At 38.4% G+C, this 21,888-nt stretch carries 22 protein-coding genes and 2 pseudogenes; 17 read left to right on the forward strand and 7 right to left on the reverse strand.

Features of this window, described 5'->3' with window-relative positions; all coding sequences use genetic code 11:
* Positions 1-501: pseudogene (locus tag FJR38_RS06475) on the reverse strand (photosystem II D2 protein (photosystem q(a) protein)); the annotation flags it as partial.
* A 520-nt stretch (positions 502-1,021) separates the two neighbouring features.
* On the opposite strand from FJR38_RS06475, the gene FJR38_RS06480 reads away from it, so the two are divergent.
* The 3 genes from FJR38_RS06480 to FJR38_RS06490 all read left to right on the forward strand — a co-directional run bounded on the left by FJR38_RS06480 (position 1,022) and on the right by FJR38_RS06490 (position 3,849).
* A complete protein-coding gene (locus FJR38_RS06480; protein ID WP_168496832.1) occupies positions 1,022-1,591 on the forward strand; it encodes a photosystem I assembly protein Ycf4 in 570 nt (189 codons plus the stop codon).
* Positions 1,592-1,773: 182 nt separating this feature from the next.
* Entirely contained in the window at positions 1,774-2,541 is a 768-nt protein-coding gene (locus FJR38_RS06485) for a peptidylprolyl isomerase (RefSeq protein WP_168496834.1), read from the forward strand.
* Between the two features lie 150 nt (positions 2,542-2,691).
* Positions 2,692-3,849, forward strand: a complete 1,158-nt coding sequence (locus FJR38_RS06490; RefSeq protein WP_168496640.1) for a beta-ketoacyl-ACP synthase — start codon at positions 2,692-2,694, stop codon at positions 3,847-3,849.
* A 16-nt stretch (positions 3,850-3,865) separates the two neighbouring features.
* On the opposite strand, the gene FJR38_RS06495 is transcribed toward FJR38_RS06490, so the two are convergent.
* The gene (locus FJR38_RS06495; RefSeq protein ID WP_168496642.1) at positions 3,866-4,948 is read right to left on the reverse strand and encodes an ATP-binding protein; all 1,083 of its coding nucleotides are present in this window, start codon (positions 4,946-4,948) and stop codon (positions 3,866-3,868) included.
* 314 nt (positions 4,949-5,262) lie between these two features.
* Complete coding sequence (locus FJR38_RS06500) at positions 5,263-5,574, reverse strand: hypothetical protein (RefSeq protein ID WP_168496644.1); 312 nt, start codon at positions 5,572-5,574, stop codon at positions 5,263-5,265.
* Between the two features lie 142 nt (positions 5,575-5,716).
* On the opposite strand from FJR38_RS06500, the gene FJR38_RS06505 reads away from it, so the two are divergent.
* The 4 genes from FJR38_RS06505 to FJR38_RS06520 all read left to right on the forward strand — a co-directional run bounded on the left by FJR38_RS06505 (position 5,717) and on the right by FJR38_RS06520 (position 9,067).
* Positions 5,717-6,544 (forward strand): class I SAM-dependent methyltransferase, encoded by an 828-nt coding sequence (locus tag FJR38_RS06505; RefSeq protein WP_168496646.1) that lies wholly within the window; start codon positions 5,717-5,719, stop codon positions 6,542-6,544.
* 67 nt (positions 6,545-6,611) lie between these two features.
* Positions 6,612-7,712, forward strand: coding sequence for a saccharopine dehydrogenase family protein (locus tag FJR38_RS06510; protein WP_168496654.1), 1,101 nt, complete (start codon positions 6,612-6,614; stop codon positions 7,710-7,712).
* Positions 7,713-8,171: 459 nt separating this feature from the next.
* On the forward strand, positions 8,172-8,429 hold the full coding sequence (locus FJR38_RS06515) for an Asr1405/Asl0597 family protein (protein WP_168496836.1): 258 nt from the start codon (positions 8,172-8,174) through the stop codon (positions 8,427-8,429).
* 20 nt (positions 8,430-8,449) lie between these two features.
* The gene (locus FJR38_RS06520) at positions 8,450-9,067 is read left to right on the forward strand and encodes a (2Fe-2S) ferredoxin domain-containing protein (protein ID WP_168496656.1); all 618 of its coding nucleotides are present in this window, start codon (positions 8,450-8,452) and stop codon (positions 9,065-9,067) included.
* A 358-nt stretch (positions 9,068-9,425) separates the two neighbouring features.
* On the opposite strand, the gene FJR38_RS06525 is transcribed toward FJR38_RS06520, so the two are convergent.
* The 3 genes from FJR38_RS06525 to FJR38_RS06535 all read right to left on the reverse strand — a co-directional run bounded on the left by FJR38_RS06525 (position 9,426) and on the right by FJR38_RS06535 (position 14,305).
* Positions 9,426-10,556: a CO2 hydration protein gene (locus FJR38_RS06525; RefSeq protein WP_168496657.1), complete on the reverse strand. Its 1,131-nt coding sequence runs from the start codon at positions 10,554-10,556 to the stop codon at positions 9,426-9,428.
* A 56-nt stretch (positions 10,557-10,612) separates the two neighbouring features.
* Positions 10,613-12,112 (reverse strand): NADH-quinone oxidoreductase subunit M, encoded by a 1,500-nt coding sequence (locus FJR38_RS06530; protein ID WP_168496659.1) that lies wholly within the window; start codon positions 12,110-12,112, stop codon positions 10,613-10,615.
* A 336-nt stretch (positions 12,113-12,448) separates the two neighbouring features.
* Positions 12,449-14,305: an NAD(P)H-quinone oxidoreductase subunit F gene (locus FJR38_RS06535; protein WP_168496661.1), complete on the reverse strand. Its 1,857-nt coding sequence runs from the start codon at positions 14,303-14,305 to the stop codon at positions 12,449-12,451.
* Positions 14,306-14,960: 655 nt separating this feature from the next.
* Between FJR38_RS06535 and FJR38_RS06540 the strand changes: the two genes are divergently transcribed.
* From FJR38_RS06540 to FJR38_RS06585, 10 genes and pseudogenes are all read left to right on the forward strand, one after another.
* A complete protein-coding gene (locus tag FJR38_RS06540; protein WP_010995042.1) occupies positions 14,961-15,269 on the forward strand; it encodes a carbon dioxide-concentrating mechanism protein CcmK in 309 nt (102 codons plus the stop codon).
* An 89-nt stretch (positions 15,270-15,358) separates the two neighbouring features.
* Entirely contained in the window at positions 15,359-15,703 is a 345-nt protein-coding gene (locus FJR38_RS06545; RefSeq protein ID WP_168496664.1) for a carbon dioxide-concentrating mechanism protein CcmK, read from the forward strand.
* 6 nt (positions 15,704-15,709) lie between these two features.
* Positions 15,710-16,015, forward strand: coding sequence for a EutN/CcmL family microcompartment protein (locus FJR38_RS06550; RefSeq protein ID WP_168496666.1), 306 nt, complete (start codon positions 15,710-15,712; stop codon positions 16,013-16,015).
* A 184-nt stretch (positions 16,016-16,199) separates the two neighbouring features.
* Complete coding sequence (locus FJR38_RS06555; RefSeq protein WP_168496668.1) at positions 16,200-17,861, forward strand: ribulose bisphosphate carboxylase small subunit; 1,662 nt, start codon at positions 16,200-16,202, stop codon at positions 17,859-17,861.
* Positions 17,862-17,988: 127 nt separating this feature from the next.
* Positions 17,989-18,759 (forward strand): transferase, encoded by a 771-nt coding sequence (locus FJR38_RS06560; protein ID WP_168496670.1) that lies wholly within the window; start codon positions 17,989-17,991, stop codon positions 18,757-18,759.
* Positions 18,760-18,988: 229 nt separating this feature from the next.
* The gene (locus tag FJR38_RS06565; RefSeq protein ID WP_168496672.1) at positions 18,989-19,774 is read left to right on the forward strand and encodes a BMC domain-containing protein; all 786 of its coding nucleotides are present in this window, start codon (positions 18,989-18,991) and stop codon (positions 19,772-19,774) included.
* 35 nt (positions 19,775-19,809) lie between these two features.
* Positions 19,810-20,061, forward strand: a complete 252-nt coding sequence (locus tag FJR38_RS06570) for a DUF4258 domain-containing protein (RefSeq protein WP_168496674.1) — start codon at positions 19,810-19,812, stop codon at positions 20,059-20,061.
* 13 nt (positions 20,062-20,074) lie between these two features.
* Complete coding sequence (locus FJR38_RS06575; RefSeq protein WP_168536043.1) at positions 20,075-20,314, forward strand: DUF2283 domain-containing protein; 240 nt, start codon at positions 20,075-20,077, stop codon at positions 20,312-20,314.
* A gap of 227 nt (positions 20,315-20,541) precedes the next feature.
* Entirely contained in the window at positions 20,542-21,081 is a 540-nt protein-coding gene (locus tag FJR38_RS06580; protein ID WP_168536045.1) for a Uma2 family endonuclease, read from the forward strand.
* 58 nt (positions 21,082-21,139) lie between these two features.
* A pseudogene (locus tag FJR38_RS06585) lies at positions 21,140-21,448 on the forward strand (Uma2 family endonuclease); the annotation flags it as partial.
* Between the two features lie 26 nt (positions 21,449-21,474).
* Here FJR38_RS06585 and FJR38_RS06590 read toward each other — a convergent pair.
* Positions 21,475-21,705, reverse strand: coding sequence for an addiction module protein (locus FJR38_RS06590; protein ID WP_168536047.1), 231 nt, complete (start codon positions 21,703-21,705; stop codon positions 21,475-21,477).
* Positions 21,706-21,888: the final 183 nt, after the last annotated feature.

Here is a 21,888-nt window from a genome sequence, read left to right on the forward strand (position 1 = left end):
GAACCAGCTAGATTGTCCCAAGGGATACATCAGGAAGACGCTGACGAATACGGCAATAGGACCGGAGAAAGCTAGGGCATTATAGGGACGCAGACCGACAAGACGAGCTACTTCAAATTGGCGTAACATGAAGCCAATTAGACCGAATGCACCGTGTAGGGCTACGAAAGGCCAGAAACCACCTAGTTGACACCAACGGGTGAAATCGCCTTGAGCTTCAGGTCCCCACAGGAACAACAGGGAATGTCCCATGCTGTCTGCTGGTGTAGATACTGCTACTGTCAGGAAGTTAGCTCCTTCTAGGTAGGAGGATGCTAGTCCGTGGGTATACCAGGAGGTGACGAAGGTTGTACCGGTGAGCCAACCGCCTAGTGCGAGGAAGGCGCAGGGGAATAGTAATATTCCTGACCAACCTACGAATACGAAGCGATCGCGCTTTAACCAGTCGTCTAATACGTCAAACCACCCTCTACTAGGGGCGCGTCCAACTGCGATGGTCATTTAACTAAAATCCTCGTTTTTACTAAAATTGCAACGTTTTTTAAGCAGTGTTTCAGCGGTTTTACTGAATTCATGGCAACTGCCGTGAGGAATTCAACGTTTTTTTTACAAACCAATTAGCGAGATTGTGAGAACTGACTACTTGAACAAAGTGATCATTTCTCATAATTATGCCATGTGCAGCTACCATTAACTAGTAATCTAGAGTATGGTAACTTAATGATTCTTAACTTATCACATTACTCAGAGTTTGCGCTGGATACAGCCAAAGAAATTAAATATTTACGATCTCCAATACTATAAATATCAGAATTTTAACAATTTGACATAAGATTTCTCAGAAATCTTTTACCGGTGACATCAGACAGAATTAAGTAGGAGCGCAGGATCTGCACCCAAAAGCATAGCTGCCGTTACACTATGCTATCAAAAGGAAGAATTTTCTTCCTCATCTCCTGGATAGCTTGCAATGAAGACTGCTTCAGTGGCAGACTTGAGAAAGATAGTCCAAGGTAGTTTAATGACGGTATCAACAACGATTAACAAAGGCGATAACCTCCTCTATCAAAAGGTTCTCGGTTCACGTCGGTTTAGTAACTACTGGTGGGCAACTATTGTTACTATGGGAGCCAGTGGTTTTTTCTTAGCTGGTATCTCCAGCTATCTCAAAGTCAATTTACTCATTGTTACTGATCCAACACAACTGATATTTGTCCCTCAAGGATTGGTCATGGGATTGTACGGTACTGCTGGGTTGCTATTAGCCTCATATCTGTGGCTGGTGATTCTCTGGGACTTAGGCGGTGGCTATAATGAGTTTAATCAGGAAACTGGGAAATTAAAAATCTTTCGTTGGGGTTTTCCAGGCAAAAACCGTCGCATCGAAATTGACGGACGCATTCAAGATGTACAATCAGTAAGGATTGTAATTAAAGAAGGTCTTAATCCTCAACGTGCTTTGTATCTGCGGGTTAAAGGGAGACGGGATATTCCCCTCACCAGAGTAGGTCAACCTTTATCTTTGGCAGATTTAGAAAATCAGGGTGCGGAATTAGCTCGTTTTTTGGGAGTACCTTTAGAAGGACTCTAGGAATTTTGGATTTTAGATTTGTCATGTAGTGAACAAGAAGATCCCCGATTTCTTAGAGAAGTCGGGGATCTAAAGGTGAGTAGTTTTCACAAATCATATTAGTTATGAGCATTTTAAAATCCAAAATGCAACAACTGGCGAGATTGAAAGATAAAATATTCTGTTTGATGCAGTCACGAACAATGCGGTTAAAATTTCCCCAATTTTTTGTAGTTCTGTTGATGATTGGTGCTTTGACCTTGGGAGGATGTACGCAAAATACAGCATCTTCTGATACAGCCCCAACTGCAACAGCTACCTCTGAAACAACTACTAATAGTACAAAGACGGTATCAGAAACTATTAGTGAGAGTATTCCAGGAACGAAAGATTTACCACGCCTCGAAGGTAAAGCTACAGTGGTGATGACAGTTAATGGTTCACCAATTACGATTGAAGTAGATGGTACAAATGCGCCAATTACTGCGGGTAATTTTGTGGATTTGGTACAAAAGGGCGTTTATGACGGTTTAGTATTTCATCGTGTTGTCCGCGACCCTCAACCGTTTGTGGTTCAAGGTGGTGATCCTAAGAGTAAAGACCCCAAAACACCAGAACAATTATTAGGTACAGGTGGTTATATTGATGCTAAAACTGGGTCTGAACGCCGTATACCCTTAGAAATTAAGCCAAAAGGGGCGAATCAGCCTATTTATAGTAAGACAATTACTGAGAAGCCGGAGTTACAGCATAAGCAAGGAGCAGTAGCTATGGCGCGATCGCAAGCACCTGATTCTGCTTCTTCTCAATTTTACTTTGCTTTAGCAGATTTATCATTCTTGGATGGTAACTATGCTGTGTTTGGTAATGTTACTAAGGGTTTTGATGTAGTTAACAAAATTCAGCAAGGCGATCGCATTGAGTCTGCTAAAGTCACTCAAGGTGCAGAAAATCTGAAAATTGGTCAGTAGTTGTCTTAGGGGCGAAGCATTCGGGCGACCAATACTCAACGTTTGTCCAAGGCTATTTTCCGAATGCTTCGCCCGTACAGTTGTCAGTTGTCACAATGATTGATAATTTTCCGCTGATAACTGCCAAAATCTATAATCTAAATTCCAAAATTGGTTAGAGTTGTTGTTACTGGTATTGGTCTAGTTTCGGCTATAGGTCAAAACTTAGATGATAGTTGGCAAAATTTACTACATGGTAAAACTGGGATTAAATTACATCAACCATTTCCAGAATTGGGAGTGATTCCTCTAAGTTTAATTACGGAAAAACCATCTACATTAAGTAGCTTAACGGAAATAGTTGTTAACGCTGCTTTGCAAGATTCCCGATTAGTACCACCCTTGTCAGATTGTGCGGTGGTAGTGGGTTCTAGTCGTAGTTATCAAGCCTCTTGGGAGATGATGACCCGAAAAATATATGAGCAAAAATCCGGATTAAATATAGATAATTGGTTAAATAGTTTACCCCACATGAATGCGATCGCCGTAGCGCGACAAATTGGGGCAACAGGGGCTGTTTTAGCGCCAATGGCAGCTTGTGCAACGGGGATTTGGGCGATCGCTCAAGCGGTGATGTTAATTAAATCTGGACAGTACCAACGAGTAATTACAGGTGCAATAGAAGCGCCTATTACTCCCCTGACAATTGCCGGATTTAGGCAAATGGGGGCTTTAGCAAAAACTGGGGCTTATCCCTTTGATTTGCAGCGGGAAGGCTTGGTATTAGGTGAAGGGGGTGCTGTATTTATTCTCGAATCTGCGGAATTAGCAAGCCAACGACAAGCCAAAATTTATGGAGAAATCTTAGGTTTTAGCTTGACAGCAGACGCATATCATGGTAATACTCCAGAACCAGAAGGAAAAAGTGCGATCGCTGCAATTAAGCAATGTTTAGAACGTAGTCAAATAACACCTACAGAGATAGACTACATTCATACACATGGTACAGCCACCCAATTAAATGACCGAATTGAAAGCAAAATTATCCAACGCTTATTTCCCGCAAAATTAGCCATTATTTCCACTAAAGGTAGCACAGGTCACACATTAGGCGCATCGGGAGCTTTGGCTGTAGCATTCTCACTTATGGCTTTACAGCATCAAATTTTACCTCCCTGTGTAGGACTTCAGCAACCAGAGTTTGATTTAAACTTCATCACCTCAGCACAGAAAAGCAAAATTCAACGAATGCTTTGTTTTAGTTTTGGTTTTGGTGGACAAAATGCTGTGATAGCTTTGGGAAAAAGTGATCCACCGACTCAATTTTGAATTTTAACTTTCCTGACTATTTTGATGGTAAAGAAAAGTAAAAAGTTGCACCTTTATTCACTTCTCCTTTAGCCCAAACTTTGCCACCATGACGTTGAATTACCCTCCGTACTGTAGCTAAACCAATCCCATTTCCTTCAAAACATTCTTCAGAATGAAGACGTTGAAAAGGTTGAAACAGTTTTTGGGAATTAGCTGTTTCAAACCCTACCCCATTATCCCGAACAAAAAAAATAGCATCATTGGCTTGATATTCCATATTGATAGATAATGATAAATCTTGTATTTCTTGTTGAGTTAATTGCCCAAACTCAATAATTGTCTCTTGAGATATTTGAGTATATTTCCAAGCATTTTCTAATAAATTATCTAAAGCAATCCGGATTAATCTTTTATCACCACAAACTTGAATATTGGGATTTATTAATATTTTACTGGGGCGATTAATATGCACCAATTGAATTTGTTTAATTACATCTTCTGCCAAATTACTTAAATTAAAAACTTGCTTATTTAGCTTTGTATAACTAACTCGTGAAAGTTGCAGTAGGCTTTCAATTAATCCCTTTGTCTCTTGACTAATTTGATCTATTTGTTGTAACCATTCCTGGGATTGAGAACTAAGTTGTTGACAATCCTTATCTAGTAACTTCTGACTTAATAAACCAATTCGTCGCAGATAATTCCAAAGATCGTGGGAAAGAGAATAAGAGAAAATTTCTAACTCTTCAATTGTTTCCTCTAATTCAAGCGTTCTTTTCTGTAACGAATTGACTAAGTTTTTATGATTAGTAATATCTCGTAAAGAAATTAAAAAAGCTGGTTCATTTTCCCATTCAATTTTGACAATTTGCATTTCTGCAATTAGATTGTTACCATTAATTGATATTATACTGATCTCAGTTTTATCAGCGATCGCTACCGGGAAACCAAATGAATTTCCCATTAATTCTGACTGAGAACGGTTAAACATGGATTCTGCCGCAGGATTGACAAACCTAACTATACCAGCAATATCCACCACCATGATACCATCAGCATTTTGAGAAATTAGCATTTTAAATTGATCATCATCGTAAAGTTGAAAAGCAGAAGACATAACTCATTTTTGCTCAAACATACAAGATTATTTTCTGCGATATGAGAATATAAAAAATACTATTGATACTGAAAAATTCTCTGCAAAAAATAATATAATTACAGCAGAAATCACGCCTATATACTCCATTTAATTCCCGATGATTGCCAGTAATCCGGATATTTGAAAATTTCCAGCTAAATAGCAATATTTAAACATTTGTCAGCTACAAAAGTTTAGGGTGCGTCACAGCCTTACTGAAATTTTTGCAAAATTAAAATACCATTGTTATATAGAAATCAAGTATATCATGTTGATTATTGATACAATCTTACTTAATTGCGATCGCGTTTTAAGTTAAAAATCACTTTTTCTAAATACCAATTTTTGGATTTACCTGGATGTTTATTTTGTTCATATTTGAGTAGTCTTTCCGCAGTTACACTATCTGATTGTAATAAAGTTAATAGTTCTTTCCAAAGTCTTCTATCACCATTCCCAAAAGACATAGTAGTTTTAGATGATTTCCGGTGGGTATACTTTCTAGTCTTAGATATCCGTCGTTTTTGGCTACGAATTACAGACATTGCTAAAAACAATACTGCTATCATCAGGATTAGCCAAATAGATAAAACTAAGGTGTGCATATTTAAGTACGTTAGTATAATTATTAATTACACAATGCGGTAACTGCCAACTATACACAACAGTAAATATTCTGATTTAGTTTTTAATAAAGTTACATAATCAGCCATAAAGTTCCCCATTGCTGGAAATTAAGGATAAATCATGAAAGAACTAAAACTACTTCAAAATTTATATTCTCAAGACTTAGAAACTAGAAAAAATTGGTATTCTCACGTCGCCGAAGCTTATAATAGGTTAAGACCTGGTTATTCACCAGAAATTATTGATGGTGCTGTAAAAATAGCTCAACTTCCACCAAAAGCAACTATCCTAGAATTAGGATGTGGTCCAGGAAACGCAACTTTAGCCTTTGCTAAATTAGGTTTTTCTATGAAATGTCTAGAACCGAGTTTAGCAGCTTGTAATTTAGCAAAACAAAATTGTAAAATGTATCCATTGGTAGAAATTCAGCCAACTACCTTTGAAGAATGGGAATTAGAACCTGAAAAATTTGATGCTGTTTTAGCCGCAACTTCTTTTCATTGGATTAATCCTGAATTTGGTAATTTCAAAATTTCTCAAGCTTTACGGAATAATGGGTGTTTAATTCTACTTTGGAATATGACACCACAACCAGAATATGAAGTATATCTAAGTTTTCAGGAAGTTTATCAAAAGTATGCTCCATTTTTAGATAGATATGAGGATATCCAAACCCAAAAAGATATAGTTCAATCTTTAGGACAAAAAGCCATTGATTCAGGTAAATTTCAAGATTTAGTTTCACAACAAATTGTATGCAAAGTCAATTATTCTGTTGATGACTTTTTACTACTTTTAAGCACTTATACACCATACTTAAAATTAGAGATAAAAACTAGGAATAATTTATTTGCCGGGTTACGAGAAAAAATAGAAAATAACTATGGAGGAAATATTCAAATCACTTATGTCTCAGCTTTTCAAGTTGCTAGAAAATATGAAGCATAAATATTAATTATCTGTAGATAATCATTTCTAAATTTCATCTTTGTAATAAATATTTTTGAGGATAATTATGAAAAATCATGTTTTAATTCTTGGAGGTAGAGGAAGAATAGGTAGTAGTGTGGCTGAGGATATATTTAAAAATACCCAAGCAAAAATTACTATTACTGGACGTTCTCCACAAATCAAAAATTCTCCATTAGGAGAAAGAGTACATTTTTTATTATTAGATTTAGCTGATACTGATAATCTCAAAAAAGCCATATCTGAATCAGATTTAGTTATTCATTGTGCAGGACCATTTCATTATCGAGATACTCAAGTTTTAGAAATTTGTATTGATGAAGGTGTAAACTATCTTGATGTCAGTGATCATCGTTCCTATACACAAAAAGCATTAAATTTTCATAGAGAAGCTGTGAATTCTGGGGTGACAGCAATTATTAATACAGGGGTTTTTCCAGGTATTTCTAATAGCTTAGTTCGTCAGGGAATCGAAAAATTTGATGTACCAGAAAAAATCCATTTGAGTTATTTAGTTTCTGGTTCTGGTGGTGCAGGAATTACAGTCATGCGAACCACTTTTTTAGGTTTACAGCATTCTTTTGAAGCTTGGATAAATAATAAATGGCAAACAATTACTCCTTATACGGAACGTGAAAATATTGATTTTCCATATCCATATAGTAATAGTGGTGTTTATTGGTTTGATATGCCAGAATCTATCACATTACCAAAATCTTTTCCCAAAGTAAAAACTGTAATTACTAAGTTTGGTTCTTTTCCTGATTTTTATAATCATTTAACTTGGATAGCAGCCCATATTTTTCCTAAATCATTAATGCAAAAATATGAGATGATTGAATTTCTTGCCCATGTCAGTCACAAAATGACAGATATTACTAATATTTTTACTGGTATTGGTGTAGCTGTAAGGGCAGAAATCACTGGCAAGATTAATGATCAATCAGCAATTTATTGTGTAAATTTACTTCATGAAAATACAGCAATTGCGGCTGGTTTAGGTACTGGTAGTATTGCTGAATTATTACTCAATGGTAAACTTAGCAAACCGGGAGTTTCACCTGTAGAAACAGCATTATCCACAGATTTATTTACACAAATGATGACGAAGAGGAATGTGAATATTGAATCATCTTGGATGCAATAAAGAATACCACTTTCTCGGAATTAAACATTAATAATCTTCCTTCTTCCTTCGCGTTCTTTGCGTCCTACCCTTCGGGAACTGCTGAGTGCTATGCACCGCTACGCGAACGCAGAACGTGGTTCGTTTCTTCTTTATTCGTCAAAATGTATTTGACAGACTAGTAGGTATTCCCCACTCATTGATTCTGACTCCTGAATTCGGGCTTTGCTGTGTTAAGTCACGTCAAGTCTTAGTGTAACTTAGTATATTGTAATATATTTATTTGGTATTTCATTGACTTTATGCTTTAAATGTGTATCGTTTTAAAGAAATAAAGTTGAGATTTTTTTTCAAAATTAATGACAATATTTTGCAGCTAGTGTATTCTAAGAAAAGAAGCTAAACTCCCGGCGACTTGCAAATTTAACTTGTAAGTTGATGGTTTTACTGCAACTTTATGGCATTTTGAGGGCTATTCGCTTGAAATCTTCTAGCTCAGAAACAAACAGAAAGCACGTTATTGATATAAATTGGGCAGACCGTTGGCAGGTTTATCAACGCCTACGAGAGTTAGATATTCCCTGTCTCTGTAGCATGAACCAGCCTTTAACGGTAGAAATAACCAATCCCACAGCAGCTATACAACTTTGGAGTGTGATTCAACAATTGACTGCTTCCCGTCAAAACTTGATTAAGAATCTGGAAGGTTGTTGGCGCACTCGTTACCAAAAATTTTAGTCAGACAATAGGTTAAAAAAATGAGTATATCTACTAATTCAGAAGTAACAGAATTTTGTTTTGAAGGCAGATTCCTGGATTTTGTAATTAAAGATGGATATAAGTTGAAAGGCTTGTTATTAGGAACTGCTGACGGTGAATTTTATGTAAAATTGGCCAAGCATTTACGTAGTGTTTTTGATTTACGTTTACCTCAAGGTACTTGGCTGCAAGTTGTGGGGACAAAACAATATAACGCCAAAAAAGATCAAGTAACACTAATAGCGGAACGAATAATGGCCGCACGTTCTGATTTAGGGAAGGTTGAAGCGAAAAAACCAGCTAAAACACAAGTAATTCTCGTTTGTCAGAAGTCTGATTGCATGAAACGCGGTGGTAAGGCTTTATGTCAAACTTTGGAGTCGGAGTTAAAAAATAGTGGTTTAGAAGATAATGTAATTATTAAAGGTACTGGCTGTATGAAAAATTGTAAAGCTGGACCCAACTTAGTTATGCCAGATAAAACCCGTTATAGTAAAATTAAATCTGTTCAAGTTCCAACTTTAGTAAATAAGCATTTTTCTGGGGAAATTCAGAAAACATCAGTGGATATAGTAACCCAAGTTCCTAGTTATCTAGTTAAGGCTGGTAATGGGTAATTGGTAATAAGATATTAGCGATAAACGGCGTTGCTGATTGAATGTATGAATTAGCCTCACGCAAAGGCGCAAAGGCGCAAAGAATTAAGAGTTAAAGAAATCTAATTTTTAAATTTCATACTCTGATTCAGCAACGCCCGATAAACAATAGATATAGGATTGAAAATTAAATATGCGTTTTCCCTAACCTTTGTAGAGACGTTCCATGGAACATCTCTACATTATTTTTAAGCAAATATACTTGAGAAGGTCATAACTTGGGTTTTTACATCCATATATCCCCTTTAAGCAAAAGCTCAAATTGTGACCGTGCAAAGTATAACAACTTTTCGTAGTGATTAAGCATTTGTGAATTTTCCTATTTATTTACTTCTAATAACTGGGAATTCTCTAATCTTGACATCCATTTTTCTAAATAAACTTGATTGGCTGTTTTCTCAGATGAATTTTGAGTATCTAAGGGATAGGGTAAAAGTCCTAGAATTGCGGCTGTAGTTACACAAAACATTGACTTTTGGAAACTCATACAAATTTGTATTCGCAAATCATCTTCACCGCGACGACTGCGACGATAGATATCATGTAAATATTCTGGCAAATAATGGCGCATATCTTGCATTAACAATGTGGGAGGAATACCTGCACCACCAATGGGTAAAGGATCTGCGTATAATGCACCATATTGGAATCGAGATAAATCTGGGGGAACTTGATATGCTTGTGCATTTAAGGAAACTGTTCCTAAAAAGGGTGTACCTCTAAAAAATACAGCTTCTACATAAGGAACTGCGGTATCGGCGAGGAAGGTTAAACCAACTGATTTAGGAATAAGATCATAGACTTTATCGCCGATTTTAACACTGTATGTAATTGGTTTAACTGCGTTTGCTACTAAAGCCAGTTTAATATGTTCTACAACTTGAGGAATGGATTTAATTTCGCCTTTGTCATAGCGATCTGATAGATTCAGAAACATATCAGCCATAACTCGCCAAAATTGACCTAATCCAGTGTAATAAGCAGAGACTCGTAACTGTTCTATTAAGAATTCCGGAAAAAGTTCATTTATTCCCAACATGAGGGGATTATTTTTGAATTTAGCAGTAATAATAGCTTGCGCTCTTTCATGAAATTCTTTAGTATCTAAATATGCGTCTAAACCGCCACCACCATGCCACATCATGGTTTTCATGCAATATTCAGCATATTCAAAATTAATCCGATCATGCCATAAGTGACGGAGTAATTTAGCAAAAGAAATATCGCCATTAAAGTATTTAAAGAAGGGAAAAAATACTAAAAATTGATGTTCAGCGATGTAAATTAGATTGTGAGAATAGGCATCTAAAACTACACCATAGCTTTTAAGGATACCAACAACTTCTAAGACATTTTCTGGACTATCTTTCAGTAATGCTTCACCAGTTTGTAAGCGATGAACATACTCAGATAAGGGTTTATTCGCAGTTCTTTTTTCGGTAGTTGCCATTGCTAAGTCTCCTGCAATTCAATTAAAAATTAAAAATCAAAAAAATTAGTTAGGGGTTAATTTTTAATTTCTAATTCGTTATATTTTGTTGCCACTAGGTTATGAGATTTTACCATTGTGGTAATTGTGGCTTCAGTATAGTGAACTAACCAATTAGGTTGAATGCCTAAAATAACGATCATTGCGGCTAAAATAATAGCAGGTATGCGATCGCTCCAATAAACACGAGGTAAGTTACTAACTTCCGCTGATAACCGCCCAAAGAAGGCACGATTAAGAAGAATTAAGAAGTAAACCGCAGTTAAACCATTTCCTAACATTGCCAACAATGTTTGCACGGGGAAAACTTCAAAACTACCTCGAAAAACGATAAATTCGGAAATAAATCCTACCATTCCCGGTATACCTGCACTGGCCATGACTGCAACAATCATTAAGCTACCAATCACAGGTAAACCTCGTTCTGGGTTTAGCAGTCCCCGAATTACGTTTAAATCCCGACTACCAGCTTTCTTGTAGACTACCCCTACTAATAGGAATAACATAGCGGATATCAATCCGTGACTAATCATTTGCATAACTGCACCCAAGACGCTGAGGGGTGTGGATGCGGCTGCTGCTAATAAGACATAGCCCATGTGGCCGATAGAACTATAGGCTACCATTTTTTTCATATCTGTTTGAGCGATCGCACAAGATGCCCCAAACAAGACGCTAACTACTGCCCATGTCGCTAACCAAGGTGCTAAATAAGCCCAAGCATCTGGTAACAAATCCATGCCAAATCGCAGTAAGCCATAAGTTCCTAATTTCAATAATACCCCAGCCAATAAAACAGATATAGGTGTGGAGGCTTCGACGTGGGCATCTGGTAGCCACGTATGGAAGGGAACTAGGGGAATTTTGACACCAAAACCTACCAAAATTCCTGCTAATAGTAAAATTTGCGTTGCTAAGGGTAGAGATTGAGCATTTAATGTTGCTAGGCTAAAGTTGGGAGAACCACTCAACCAAACCATACCCAGGAAACTGGCTAAAATAACGATGCCGGAAAAAGCTGTATAAATCAGAAATTTCGTAGCTGCATAACCCCGTTTTGCACCTCCCCAAATCGCAATTAGCAGATATAGGGGGATTAATTCCAACTCATAAAACAGGAAGAATAATAATAAATCCTGTGCCAAAAATGCTCCTGTCACCCCAGCACTTAATAGCAGAATTAAGGAGTAGTAAAATCTCGGACGTTGTTGGGATTCATCACTACTATAAATAGCAATACAAGTTAACAGTCCATTGAGAATTAGCAACGGTAAGGATAAACCATCTACACCGAGATTGTAGTTTAAACCAATGGCATCTACCCAGGGTAGAGATTCAGCAAATTGTTGACCAATTTCTCCTGGATTAAATTGAATTGCTACGACAATACTCCATAAGAAAATAATAACGCTAAATACTAAGGACAAAATTCGGGCTAGTTTAGCAGAGATGCTAAAAGGATAGAAACCAAGGAAAGCCGCACCAATTAACGGCAGTAAAATCAATGTACTGAGCATAGAAGTTAGGTGACAGGTGACAGGTGACAGGTGACAGGGAATAGGGGATAGGGGATAGGGAATAGGGGATAGGGAATAGGGGATAGGGAATAGGGGATAGGGAATAGGGGATAGGGAATAGGGGATAGGGAATAGGGGATAGGGAATAGGGGATAGGGGATAGGGAATAGGGGATAGGGAATAGGGGATAGGGAATAGGGGATAGGGGATAGGGAATAGGGGATAGGGAATAGGGGATAGGGGATAGGGAATAGGGGATAGGGGAAAATATTAATCTTGCTTTTCCCTCTTCTTTCTTAACTGTCACCTGTCACCTGTAAACTGTCACCTAGTTCCCTAAAAAGGCAATTTATCGAATAAACCTAATGACAAACTAATGAAGAAACCAAGGATGCTAATGACGACGAGGATTGTGAGCATATAGCCTTGGGATTGACCAGAAATACTGTATTTTAAACTTTGTCCGCTAAAAATCGCAGCAAAGCCGATTAAGTTGACTAGACCATCTACCAAAAAGCGATCGCTCCACGCGGATATCCTCGATAACAGCGCCACAGCATTCACAATCGTTAACCGATAAATGCGGTCTATGTAAAAATCATAACCTAATAAGTCTTGTAAAAATCTCCAGATCAAAATCCTTGATCTTGACCAAGCTTTGTGAAGATAAATTGTACTGCCAATAGTTACACCAGCAATGGTGGAAGCTAATAAAGATGCAACTATATACCAATCTAGGCTTTCCCAGCTAGGTAATAAATACCATTGCTGTAGCATCAGGGGTAACAATAGTGTCAATATAGTTAAAGTCACCATTGGTAATGCCATTGGCCAGGCAACTTCTGGAGCGCGGCGGGTTTTTGGTTGGGGTTGTCCCCAGAAGACTAACCGGAATACCCTAGTTAAATTCAAAGCCGTTAGGCCATTAACTAAGATTAAAACTACAATTACCCACGGACTAACTTTGACTAAGCCATCAGCCCATGCTAACATTGCCCAGAAACTGCCCAATGGTAGTAGTGTTACCATACCGGCTGAACCGACGATAAAAGCTGTAGTGGTGGCTGGCATTCTTGACCACAACCCCCCCATTTCTGTCAAGTCTTGAGTTTGGGTGGTGTAGATAACTGAACCAGAACTCATGAATAATAAGGCTTTGGCAATAGCATGACTCAGAAGTAACATTAATGCTACTCCACCTTGTTCTAGTCCTACTGCTAAAAACACCAATCCCATATAAGCACTGGTAGAATGGGAGAGCGATCGCTTAATATCAATTTGGGCTAAGGATACTAATGTAGCCCCAATCGCTGTCATTATCCCCACTACAACCAAAGTATTTAAGGCAATGGGGGACAAATATAATATTGGTTGAATTTTGTACAGTACATAAGCACCACCTCCTACTACCAGAGAGTTTCGCATCACTGAAGCTGGGTTCGGACCTTCCATAGCTTCATCTAACCATAGGTGTAGAGGAAACTGAGCGCATTTACCCGCAGGTCCGGCAATTAAACCTAGACAGAGTAAAGTTGATGTAACCGGGTTTAAATCAGCAGTTTGCGCCCATTCATACAAATCAGAAAAATTTAAGCTGCCGGCTAAAGTGGAAAGAGTGACTACAGCCATTAACAGCAATAAATCTCCTACTCGCTTGGTTAAAAAGGCATCTCTGGCTGCGGTAACTACCAACGGTTGAGCATACCAAAATCCTACAAGTAAATAAGTAGAAAGGGTAAGAACTTCCAGTAACGCATAGCTGAGAAATAAGGAATCACTAATCGCTAGACCACTGAGGGCTGCTTCAAAAAATCCCACCAGACCAAAAAAGCGGGCTAACGACCAATCTTTTTCCATGTAGCCTAGTGCATAAATTTGTGCCAATAAACTTAATCCAGTAATTAAAACTGTAGCGCCAATACTAACTACGGAAATTTCTAAAGCAAAAGATAATTGGAAATCGGCCGCTTGAAACCAAGTAATTACTAAATTCTCTTGCTCTCGGTTCCAGATATCTTTAAACACTAATAGACTATGAACAAAACCTAAAATAGTAGTCAATAAGTTAAAGTAGACAGCAGGTCTTGGACCCGTCCGTTGGATTATTCCTATGCCCCACGGCAAAGTTAAAATTGCGCCTAGTAAACTATAAAGAGGCACGAAGCAACTTGTTAAAAATAGAAACTCATTCATTTAATATTTCCCTTGACAACTCAGTCTCGATTCTCTTAAACAGCCTTTAAATAATCATTTGCTAAAAAAAAGAATTATTTGAGAAAATCTATTTTTTCTTAACTTTTTTAGCGAAATATGCTTAGGCACATTTACCTCAGATTAGCTTATTGTTGAGCAATTAAATATAATCTTACATTTTAGATATTCTATGAATTGTTGAACAACATTTTTTATTTTTCTGCTTTTTTAAAATTGCTTTTTTAAGTACATTAGTAAAATTTGCAGATTTTCACATAGTAGTTATGGAAATAGCAAACTGTAAGCAAGATATAACCCATAGTCCATCTATTCCATATATAGTGCCTACCGATCCTTCTTATCAAAGAATTAGCTTAGGCTACGAACTATAGTGATTCTAAATGTGATAAAGAAATTATAAAGCATAAGTTGTCACTCTAGGGATCAGTGAATTTTAATCCCTCAAAAGACCGTATGAACTTTTGTTAAGTTTTTTTAAACTGTTTTATTACAAACTATTATAGTAATTTATGTTGCCAGGGATGCCAAGGTTTCCTATGCTTAAATGTGGCAGTATTTTTAGCTCAAGATAAGTATCCCCGTCCAAAATTTCCACCCATAGTTCTGATTCGATTAATTTTTGAGGAGTTCTGCGATGCCAATTGCAGTTGGAATGATTGAAACAAAGGGCTTTCCCGCAGTAGTAGAAGCTGCTGACGCAATGGTGAAAGCAGCCCGTGTGACTTTAGTAGGATATGAAAAAATTGGTAGCGCTCGCGTTACAGTGATTGTGAGGGGAGATGTTTCTGAAGTGCAAGCTTCAGTAGCTGCTGGCATTGAAGCCGCCAGAAGAGTAAACGGTGGTGAAGTGGTATCTACTCACATCATTGCTCGTCCCCACGAAAACTTAGAATACGTTCTACCAATTAGGTATACAGAAGCAGTAGAACAGTTCCGTACTTAAACACTTAACTGTTTAAACAAAAATCATTAACGGGGCTGCTTGAGTTTAAATCTGGCAAAAGTAAAAATTTAATTTAAGGACAAGAACAAATGTCAATTGCTGTAGGAATGGTAGAAACTCTAGGCTTTCCAGCCGTAGTAGAAGCTGCTGATGCGATGGTAAAAGCTGCTCGTGTTACTTTGGTAGGCTATGAGAAAATTGGTAGTGGTCGGGTAACAGTAATCGTTCGTGGTGATGTTTCCGAAGTCCAAGCCTCAGTAGGTGCTGGCGTAGAGTCAGTGAAGCGCGTTAATGGTGGACAAGTGCTATCCACTCACATCATTGCCCGTCCTCACGAAAACTTGGAATACGTCCTCCCTATTCGTTATACCGAAGATGTAGAACAATTCCGGGAAGGTGTAAACGCAATTCGTCCTTTTGGTAGAAGACCATAATTAATAATGCAAATTGCCAGAGTTCGTGGCACAGTAACTAGCACCCAAAAAGATCCTAGTCTGCGGGGTGTCAAGCTACTAATGTTGCAATTAATAGATGAAAATGGCAACCTCCTGCCAATATACGAGGTAGCAGCCGATAACAGTGTGGGGGCAGGAGTGGATGAGTGGGTGCTTGTCAGTCGTGGCAGTGCTGCTCGTCAAATACTTGGTAATGAACAACGACCCTTAGACGCAGCAGTAGTGGCAATCATAGATACCATTCACGTTGAAGATCGTGTAATTTACAGCAAAAAAGACCAATATAGATAGTCAGGGAAAAGGTGACAGGTGACAGGTGACAGGTAACAGAGAAGAGGCAGGGAGCAGGGAGCAGGGAGCAGGGGAAAGAATTTCCTCATCACAACTGACAACTGACAACTGACTACTGACAACTGACAACTGACCACTGACCACTGACCACTGACAAAAAGCTTATTTCAGGAGGAATCTCGCAATGGTAGTCCGCAGCACGGCGGCACCCCCAACCCCGTGGTCAAGGAGTTTAGCAGAACCAAAAATTCATGCAACTGCATTTGTACACTCTTCTTGTAACCTCATTGGTGATGTCAATATAGGTGCAAATGTAATTGTTGCTCCGGGGACTGCGATTAGAGCAGATGAAGGTACACCTTTTTGTGTTGGTGAAAATACCAATATTCAAGATGGTGTGGTTATTCATGGGTTGGAGCAAGGCCGAGTCATTGGTGACGATGGCAAAGAATACTCGGTATGGATTGGCAAAAGTGCTTCCATTACCCACATGGCACTGATTCATGGACCTGCTTACGTTGGTGATAGTTGTTTTATTGGCTTTCGGTCTACGGTATTTAATGCCAAGGTGGGTGCAGGCTGCATTGTGATGATGCACGCCTTAATTCAGGATGTAGAAATTCCCCCTGGTAAATATGTAGCTTCTGGATCAATAATTACTACCCAGCAGCAAGCAGATAGATTGCCAGATGTCCAAGTGCAGGATCAAGAATTTGCTCACCATGTAGTAGGGATTAATCAGGCTTTGCGGGCTGGTTATCACTGTGCTGCGGATAGCAAGTGTATTGCACCCATTCGGGATGAACTTAATCTTGCTGGGGCTAAATCTTATACAAGTATTGAAATTGAAGAGTTAGAAAGGAGCAGTGAAGTGGCGAGCAATAACTTGGGTGCAGAAACAGTAGATCAATTACGTTATCTACTAGAACAAGGATTTAAAATTGGTACAGAACACGTAGACCAAAGACGTTTTCGTACAGGTTCTTGGCAAAGTTGTCAAGCAATTGCAACTCGGTCTTTAGGTGAAGCTGTTTCTGCTGTAGAATCTTGTTTGAGAGATCACAGCGGCGAATATGTGCGGTTATTTGGGATTGATAACGGCAGAAGAAGAGTATTGGAAACAATCATTCAACGCCCTGATGGTGTAGTGGCTGGTACATCTAACTTTAAAGCACCTGCGACTACATCGGCTGGTAGCTACAACGGTAATGGTAATGGCAACGGTAATGGTGTTGGTAGTGCCAAACTGAGTGCGGAAACTGTAGATCAAATCCGTCAACTTTTGGCTGGTGGTTACAAAATTGGTACAGAACACGTAGATGAACGTCGCTTCCGGACTGGTTCTTGGAACAGTTGTCAACCAATTGAATCTAATTCGGCTCAGGCAGTTGTGTCTGCTTTGGAAGAGTGTATAGAATCCCATCAAGGCGAGTATGTGCGTTTGATTGGTATTGATGCTAAAGCTAAACGCCGTGTATTGGAAGCAATTATCCAAAGACCAAACGGACAAGTCGCGTCTTCTGGTAGCACAAAATCATTTACTAGTACAAGTTCTGCAACGGCAACGGCTACAGTTAGTAGCACCCGGTTAAGTACGGAAATAGTAGATCAACTGCGCCAACTATTGTCCAGTGGCATGAAAATTGCGGTGGAACACGTAGATCAACGCCGTTTCCGCACAGGAACTTGGGCAGTTGCGGGTCAAATTCAGGCTATATCTGAAAGAGAAGCGATCGCTGCCTTAGAAGGATATATCTCTGAATATCCAGGCGAATATGTGCGTTTAGTTGGTACTGATCCCAAAGCCAAGCGCCGCGTATTAGAAGCAATTATTCAACGTCCATAGGTAAGAGGCAGGGGAAGCAGGGCGCAGGGCGCAGAGGAGAAAATTCTTTCTGACCACTAAACCACTAAACCACTGACCACTGACCACTAACCACTGACAATTTCTGGCTTCCGAGGTAATAAATTCCATGTCTGTGTCGCTACTACGCCTGGGCGATAGATTTGATTCTCATATTCATGGCGACGTGATTATTCATCCCAGTGCGGTACTAGCTCCGGGGATAATCCTCCAAGCATCTACCAACAGCAAAATTGTGATTGGTGCTGGGGTATGTCTTGGCATGGGGTCAATTCTCCAAATAAGTGAAGGTACTCTAGAAATAGAAACAGGAGCAAACCTGGGAGCCGGTTTCTTGATGGTTGGTGAAGGTAAAATTGGGGCTAATGCTTGTATTGGTTCAGCTACAACGGTTTTTAACTGTTCCGTAGCACCAGGACAAGTCGTTCCCTCTGGTTCAATTTTGGGAGATAGTAGTCGGCAAATTGTGGAAGCGTCAGCCAAACAACCAGAATCTACTCCTCCTCAAATAGAGGAACAAGAGAAACAACAGGAAGAAGAAAAAGTTATTTCCTCAACTCAAGTCTCCTGTGGGGCAGTTGAAGATTTAAAAGACCAATCTACGCCTATATCTCAACCTTCACCTACACCAAAAAGCCAGTCTCCTCCTGTTGAAGAAAAGGCCGTGGTTGGTAATTCTCCTTCTTCTGAAGAAACTACACTTCCAGAGTCTACAGAAACTAGCACTCAAGATTTAGAACCTAGTGAGTCTGATATTGAAACTCACAGTATTTTTGGCACGCAAATTTATGGACAAGGTAGCATAAATAGGCTTTTGACTACATTGTTTCCTCATCGACAATCTTTGAGTAACCAAGATTCCGACAATTCTTCAGGGTAAGTGTTAAGTATTAAGTATGAAGCATAGTTTGGCGTAAGCCATAGTGTGAACTTATAGCAGAAGTCAGAAATCAAGAGTCAGGAGTAAAATCTGCTGAATACTTGGTTGGCAATGAAAATTTTGTGATTCATTTACCTGCAATCTACTGACTGTAAGTCCATATTTAAATGCTATTTTTCATTGCTGTTTGATTGCAAATGGTACACGCACCTTATCCTGGAAAATGTAGATGGAAACATATAATCAAAGTGCTTTGAGTAATATTCATGCACCACGTTACCGTGATAGCCTCAAAGATACGGCTTTGGGTTTAGTCTCAACCCTGAGTTTCCCAGCTATAGTTGGCACGGCTGACATGATGTTAAAGTCGGCTGGAGTCCACTTAGTTGGCTATGAAAAAATAGGTAGTGGCCACTGTACGGCAATTGTCCGAGGTGGAATTGCTGATGTACGTTTGGCTGTAGAAGCTGGTGTACAAACCGCTGAACAATTTGGACAGTTGGTTTCTAGTTTGGTAATTCCCCGTCCTTATCCTAATTTAGATATAGTTCTCCCTATTAACCGTCTGACTAAATTTATGCAAGACGGTAGATATAGTCGTTTGAGTAATCAAGCAATTGGATTGGTAGAAACTCGCGGATTTCCGGCCATGGTTGGCGCTTGTGATGCCATGCTTAAAGCTGCTGATGTCCAATTAGCATCTTATGAAAAGATTGGTGCTGGTTTGTGTACGGCGATTATTCGCGGTTCGGTTGCTAATGTGGCTGTAGCAGTAGAAGCGGGAATGTTTGAAGCTGAACGCATTGGTGAATTGAATGCAGTAATGGTGATTCCTCGGCCTTTAGATGAGTTGGAGGAAACTTTACCTGTAGCTAGTTGCTGGATGGAAGAACGTCAACCAATCAATATACCTATAAATATTAGAGATAAAATAACAGATGTAGAGGCAGTAGAGTTGCCTGATTTGGCGAAACTACCTGTGAGAGTTAAGGAAGAAATTTGGAATGATGAATAATATTGGTCATTCTACAAAACCAATGAAGCAATATTATGAAGGTCAGATTGCATCCCCATGCACAAGCACGATTAATTGAACGCGGTGCTACAGAAGAAGAAGTTATTGCTACAGTTGAAGGTGGTGCAAATTTTACAGCCCAATTTGATAGAACTGGATTTAAGCGTAATTTCTCTTTCAATGCTGAATGGAATGGCAAATTTTATGCTATGAAGAAAGTAGAAGTAATTGCTGTCTCAGAAGGGGAAGATTGGTTAGTTATTACTGTTATCGTTAAATATTTTTAAAGGTAAAATAGCCATGAAAATTTCCTACGATCCGAGATACAACATAGCTTATATCTATCTACAAGAAAAAACTGGACAGGTACAAACAATTCAAGTCAGTGAACAAATGAATGTAGATATTGCACAAGATGGCACAATCTACGGTATTGAACTCTTAAATGCTAATCAACAATTAGGAACTTATGAACAGGGTAAGTTGATTTTAGTTAATGAAGCATTAGGAGAATCTACAGAAATTAAGTTGTTAATTTAATTTCGATATAGCGTTTTCCAGTCTAATGAAGTACAAAATTATCTGCGTTTATCTGCGTCCATCTGCGTTTAATTATTACTGCTTGTACCTCACTTGAATGGGAATTGCTATAAAGATGAATTAGCTACACAATTTATTGCAAAAAATCAAAATCAGAATTGAGTTTAAACGGCAAAAATATAATCAAATACAGTCAAATATTTCCGCAGTATTTCAGGAGAAAACTTATGTCTTTGACAGTGAAAGAACTAGAAGAAATACAGATAGCATATCCTGACTATCGCATGGAATTAGTAGATGGGAGTATCATTATTATGAGTCCGTCAGGTTATGAATCGGAAGAAGTAGGAACTGAGTTTGCACGAATTTTGGGTAACTGGGTAAGACCTCGTAAACTAGGGCGTGTAGTTGGTTCTAGTGCGGGGTTTAGATTACCAAATTCTGATTTACGTGCGCCTGATGTGTCTTTTGTTTGTGCTGATAGACTCAAAAAATCAACGGAAGATTATGCAGAATTAGTTCCTGATTTAGTAGTTGAAGTGAAATCTAAAACTGATTCTATAGATAAACTCAGAAGAAAGATTGAAGATTTTATTAATTTAGGTTCACAGGTTGGGATTTTAATTAATCCAAAAACGAGAACTGTAGAAGTTTCCTGTAATGGAGAAACAGTAATTTTCAAAGATGGTGATATTTTAACTCTTCCTGATTTATTACCTGGTTGGGAAGTGGCAATTTCTGAAATTTGGTCGCCTGTTTTTGAATAGAAATCCCAGCGATTAGAAAACACGGCTACACAGACGAAACCCACCTGCGTGGGTCAAAAAAGAAGGTGATGAATCTTATGAATTGGGAGCAAATAGAAAACGTCCTGATTTAGTGATTGAGGTGGTTGTGAGTAGTGGAGGAATTGACAAACTGGAAGCATACAAACGGTTACAAATTCCTGAAGTTTGGTTTTGGATTAATGATGAATTATTATTTTATAGTTTAGTAAATGAGGGATATGAAGCTGTTAGTAAATCACAACTTTTACCGAGTTTAGATGTAGATTTATTGATGCGTTGTATTAATATAGAAAATCATGCTCAAGCACTGCGGGAATTTCGAGCAGGGATAAAAATTACAGGATAGGATAAAAATTGTAGAAACTTCTAGTTTCATTTTTCTAAACTTTGTTTGATTTGAGCTAAAGCTATTTCTCCAGAAATTGGCTCAACGTTATGATTACGTATTTCATCTTGGCGTTTTTTAGCTTCTATATTCCAACTCTTTTGGATATTTTCATCAATATCAGATTCTAGACTTTCAATTAGTTTTTCTACTAAAAACACTCTGGTAGAACTGGGTAAAGATAAGGCTTCCTGAATTAATTCTTCAACTGATAGCATAATTATTTATATTCTCTGTAAATTGCATTGAGAATAGGCACAAACAAAGACTTTATTCACAAACCATTTTATCATTCTTTCTGTAGAAATGTCATATTGAGGAAGACTGTGTTTCTACATTATCTCGCATTGACTAAATTGCATCGTGTATTTCCATAGCACAACCTTTTTATTTACACCAAG

Source organism: Anabaena sp. UHCC 0253 (assembly GCF_009712085.1).
GTDB lineage: Bacteria > Cyanobacteriota > Cyanobacteriia > Cyanobacteriales > Nostocaceae > Dolichospermum.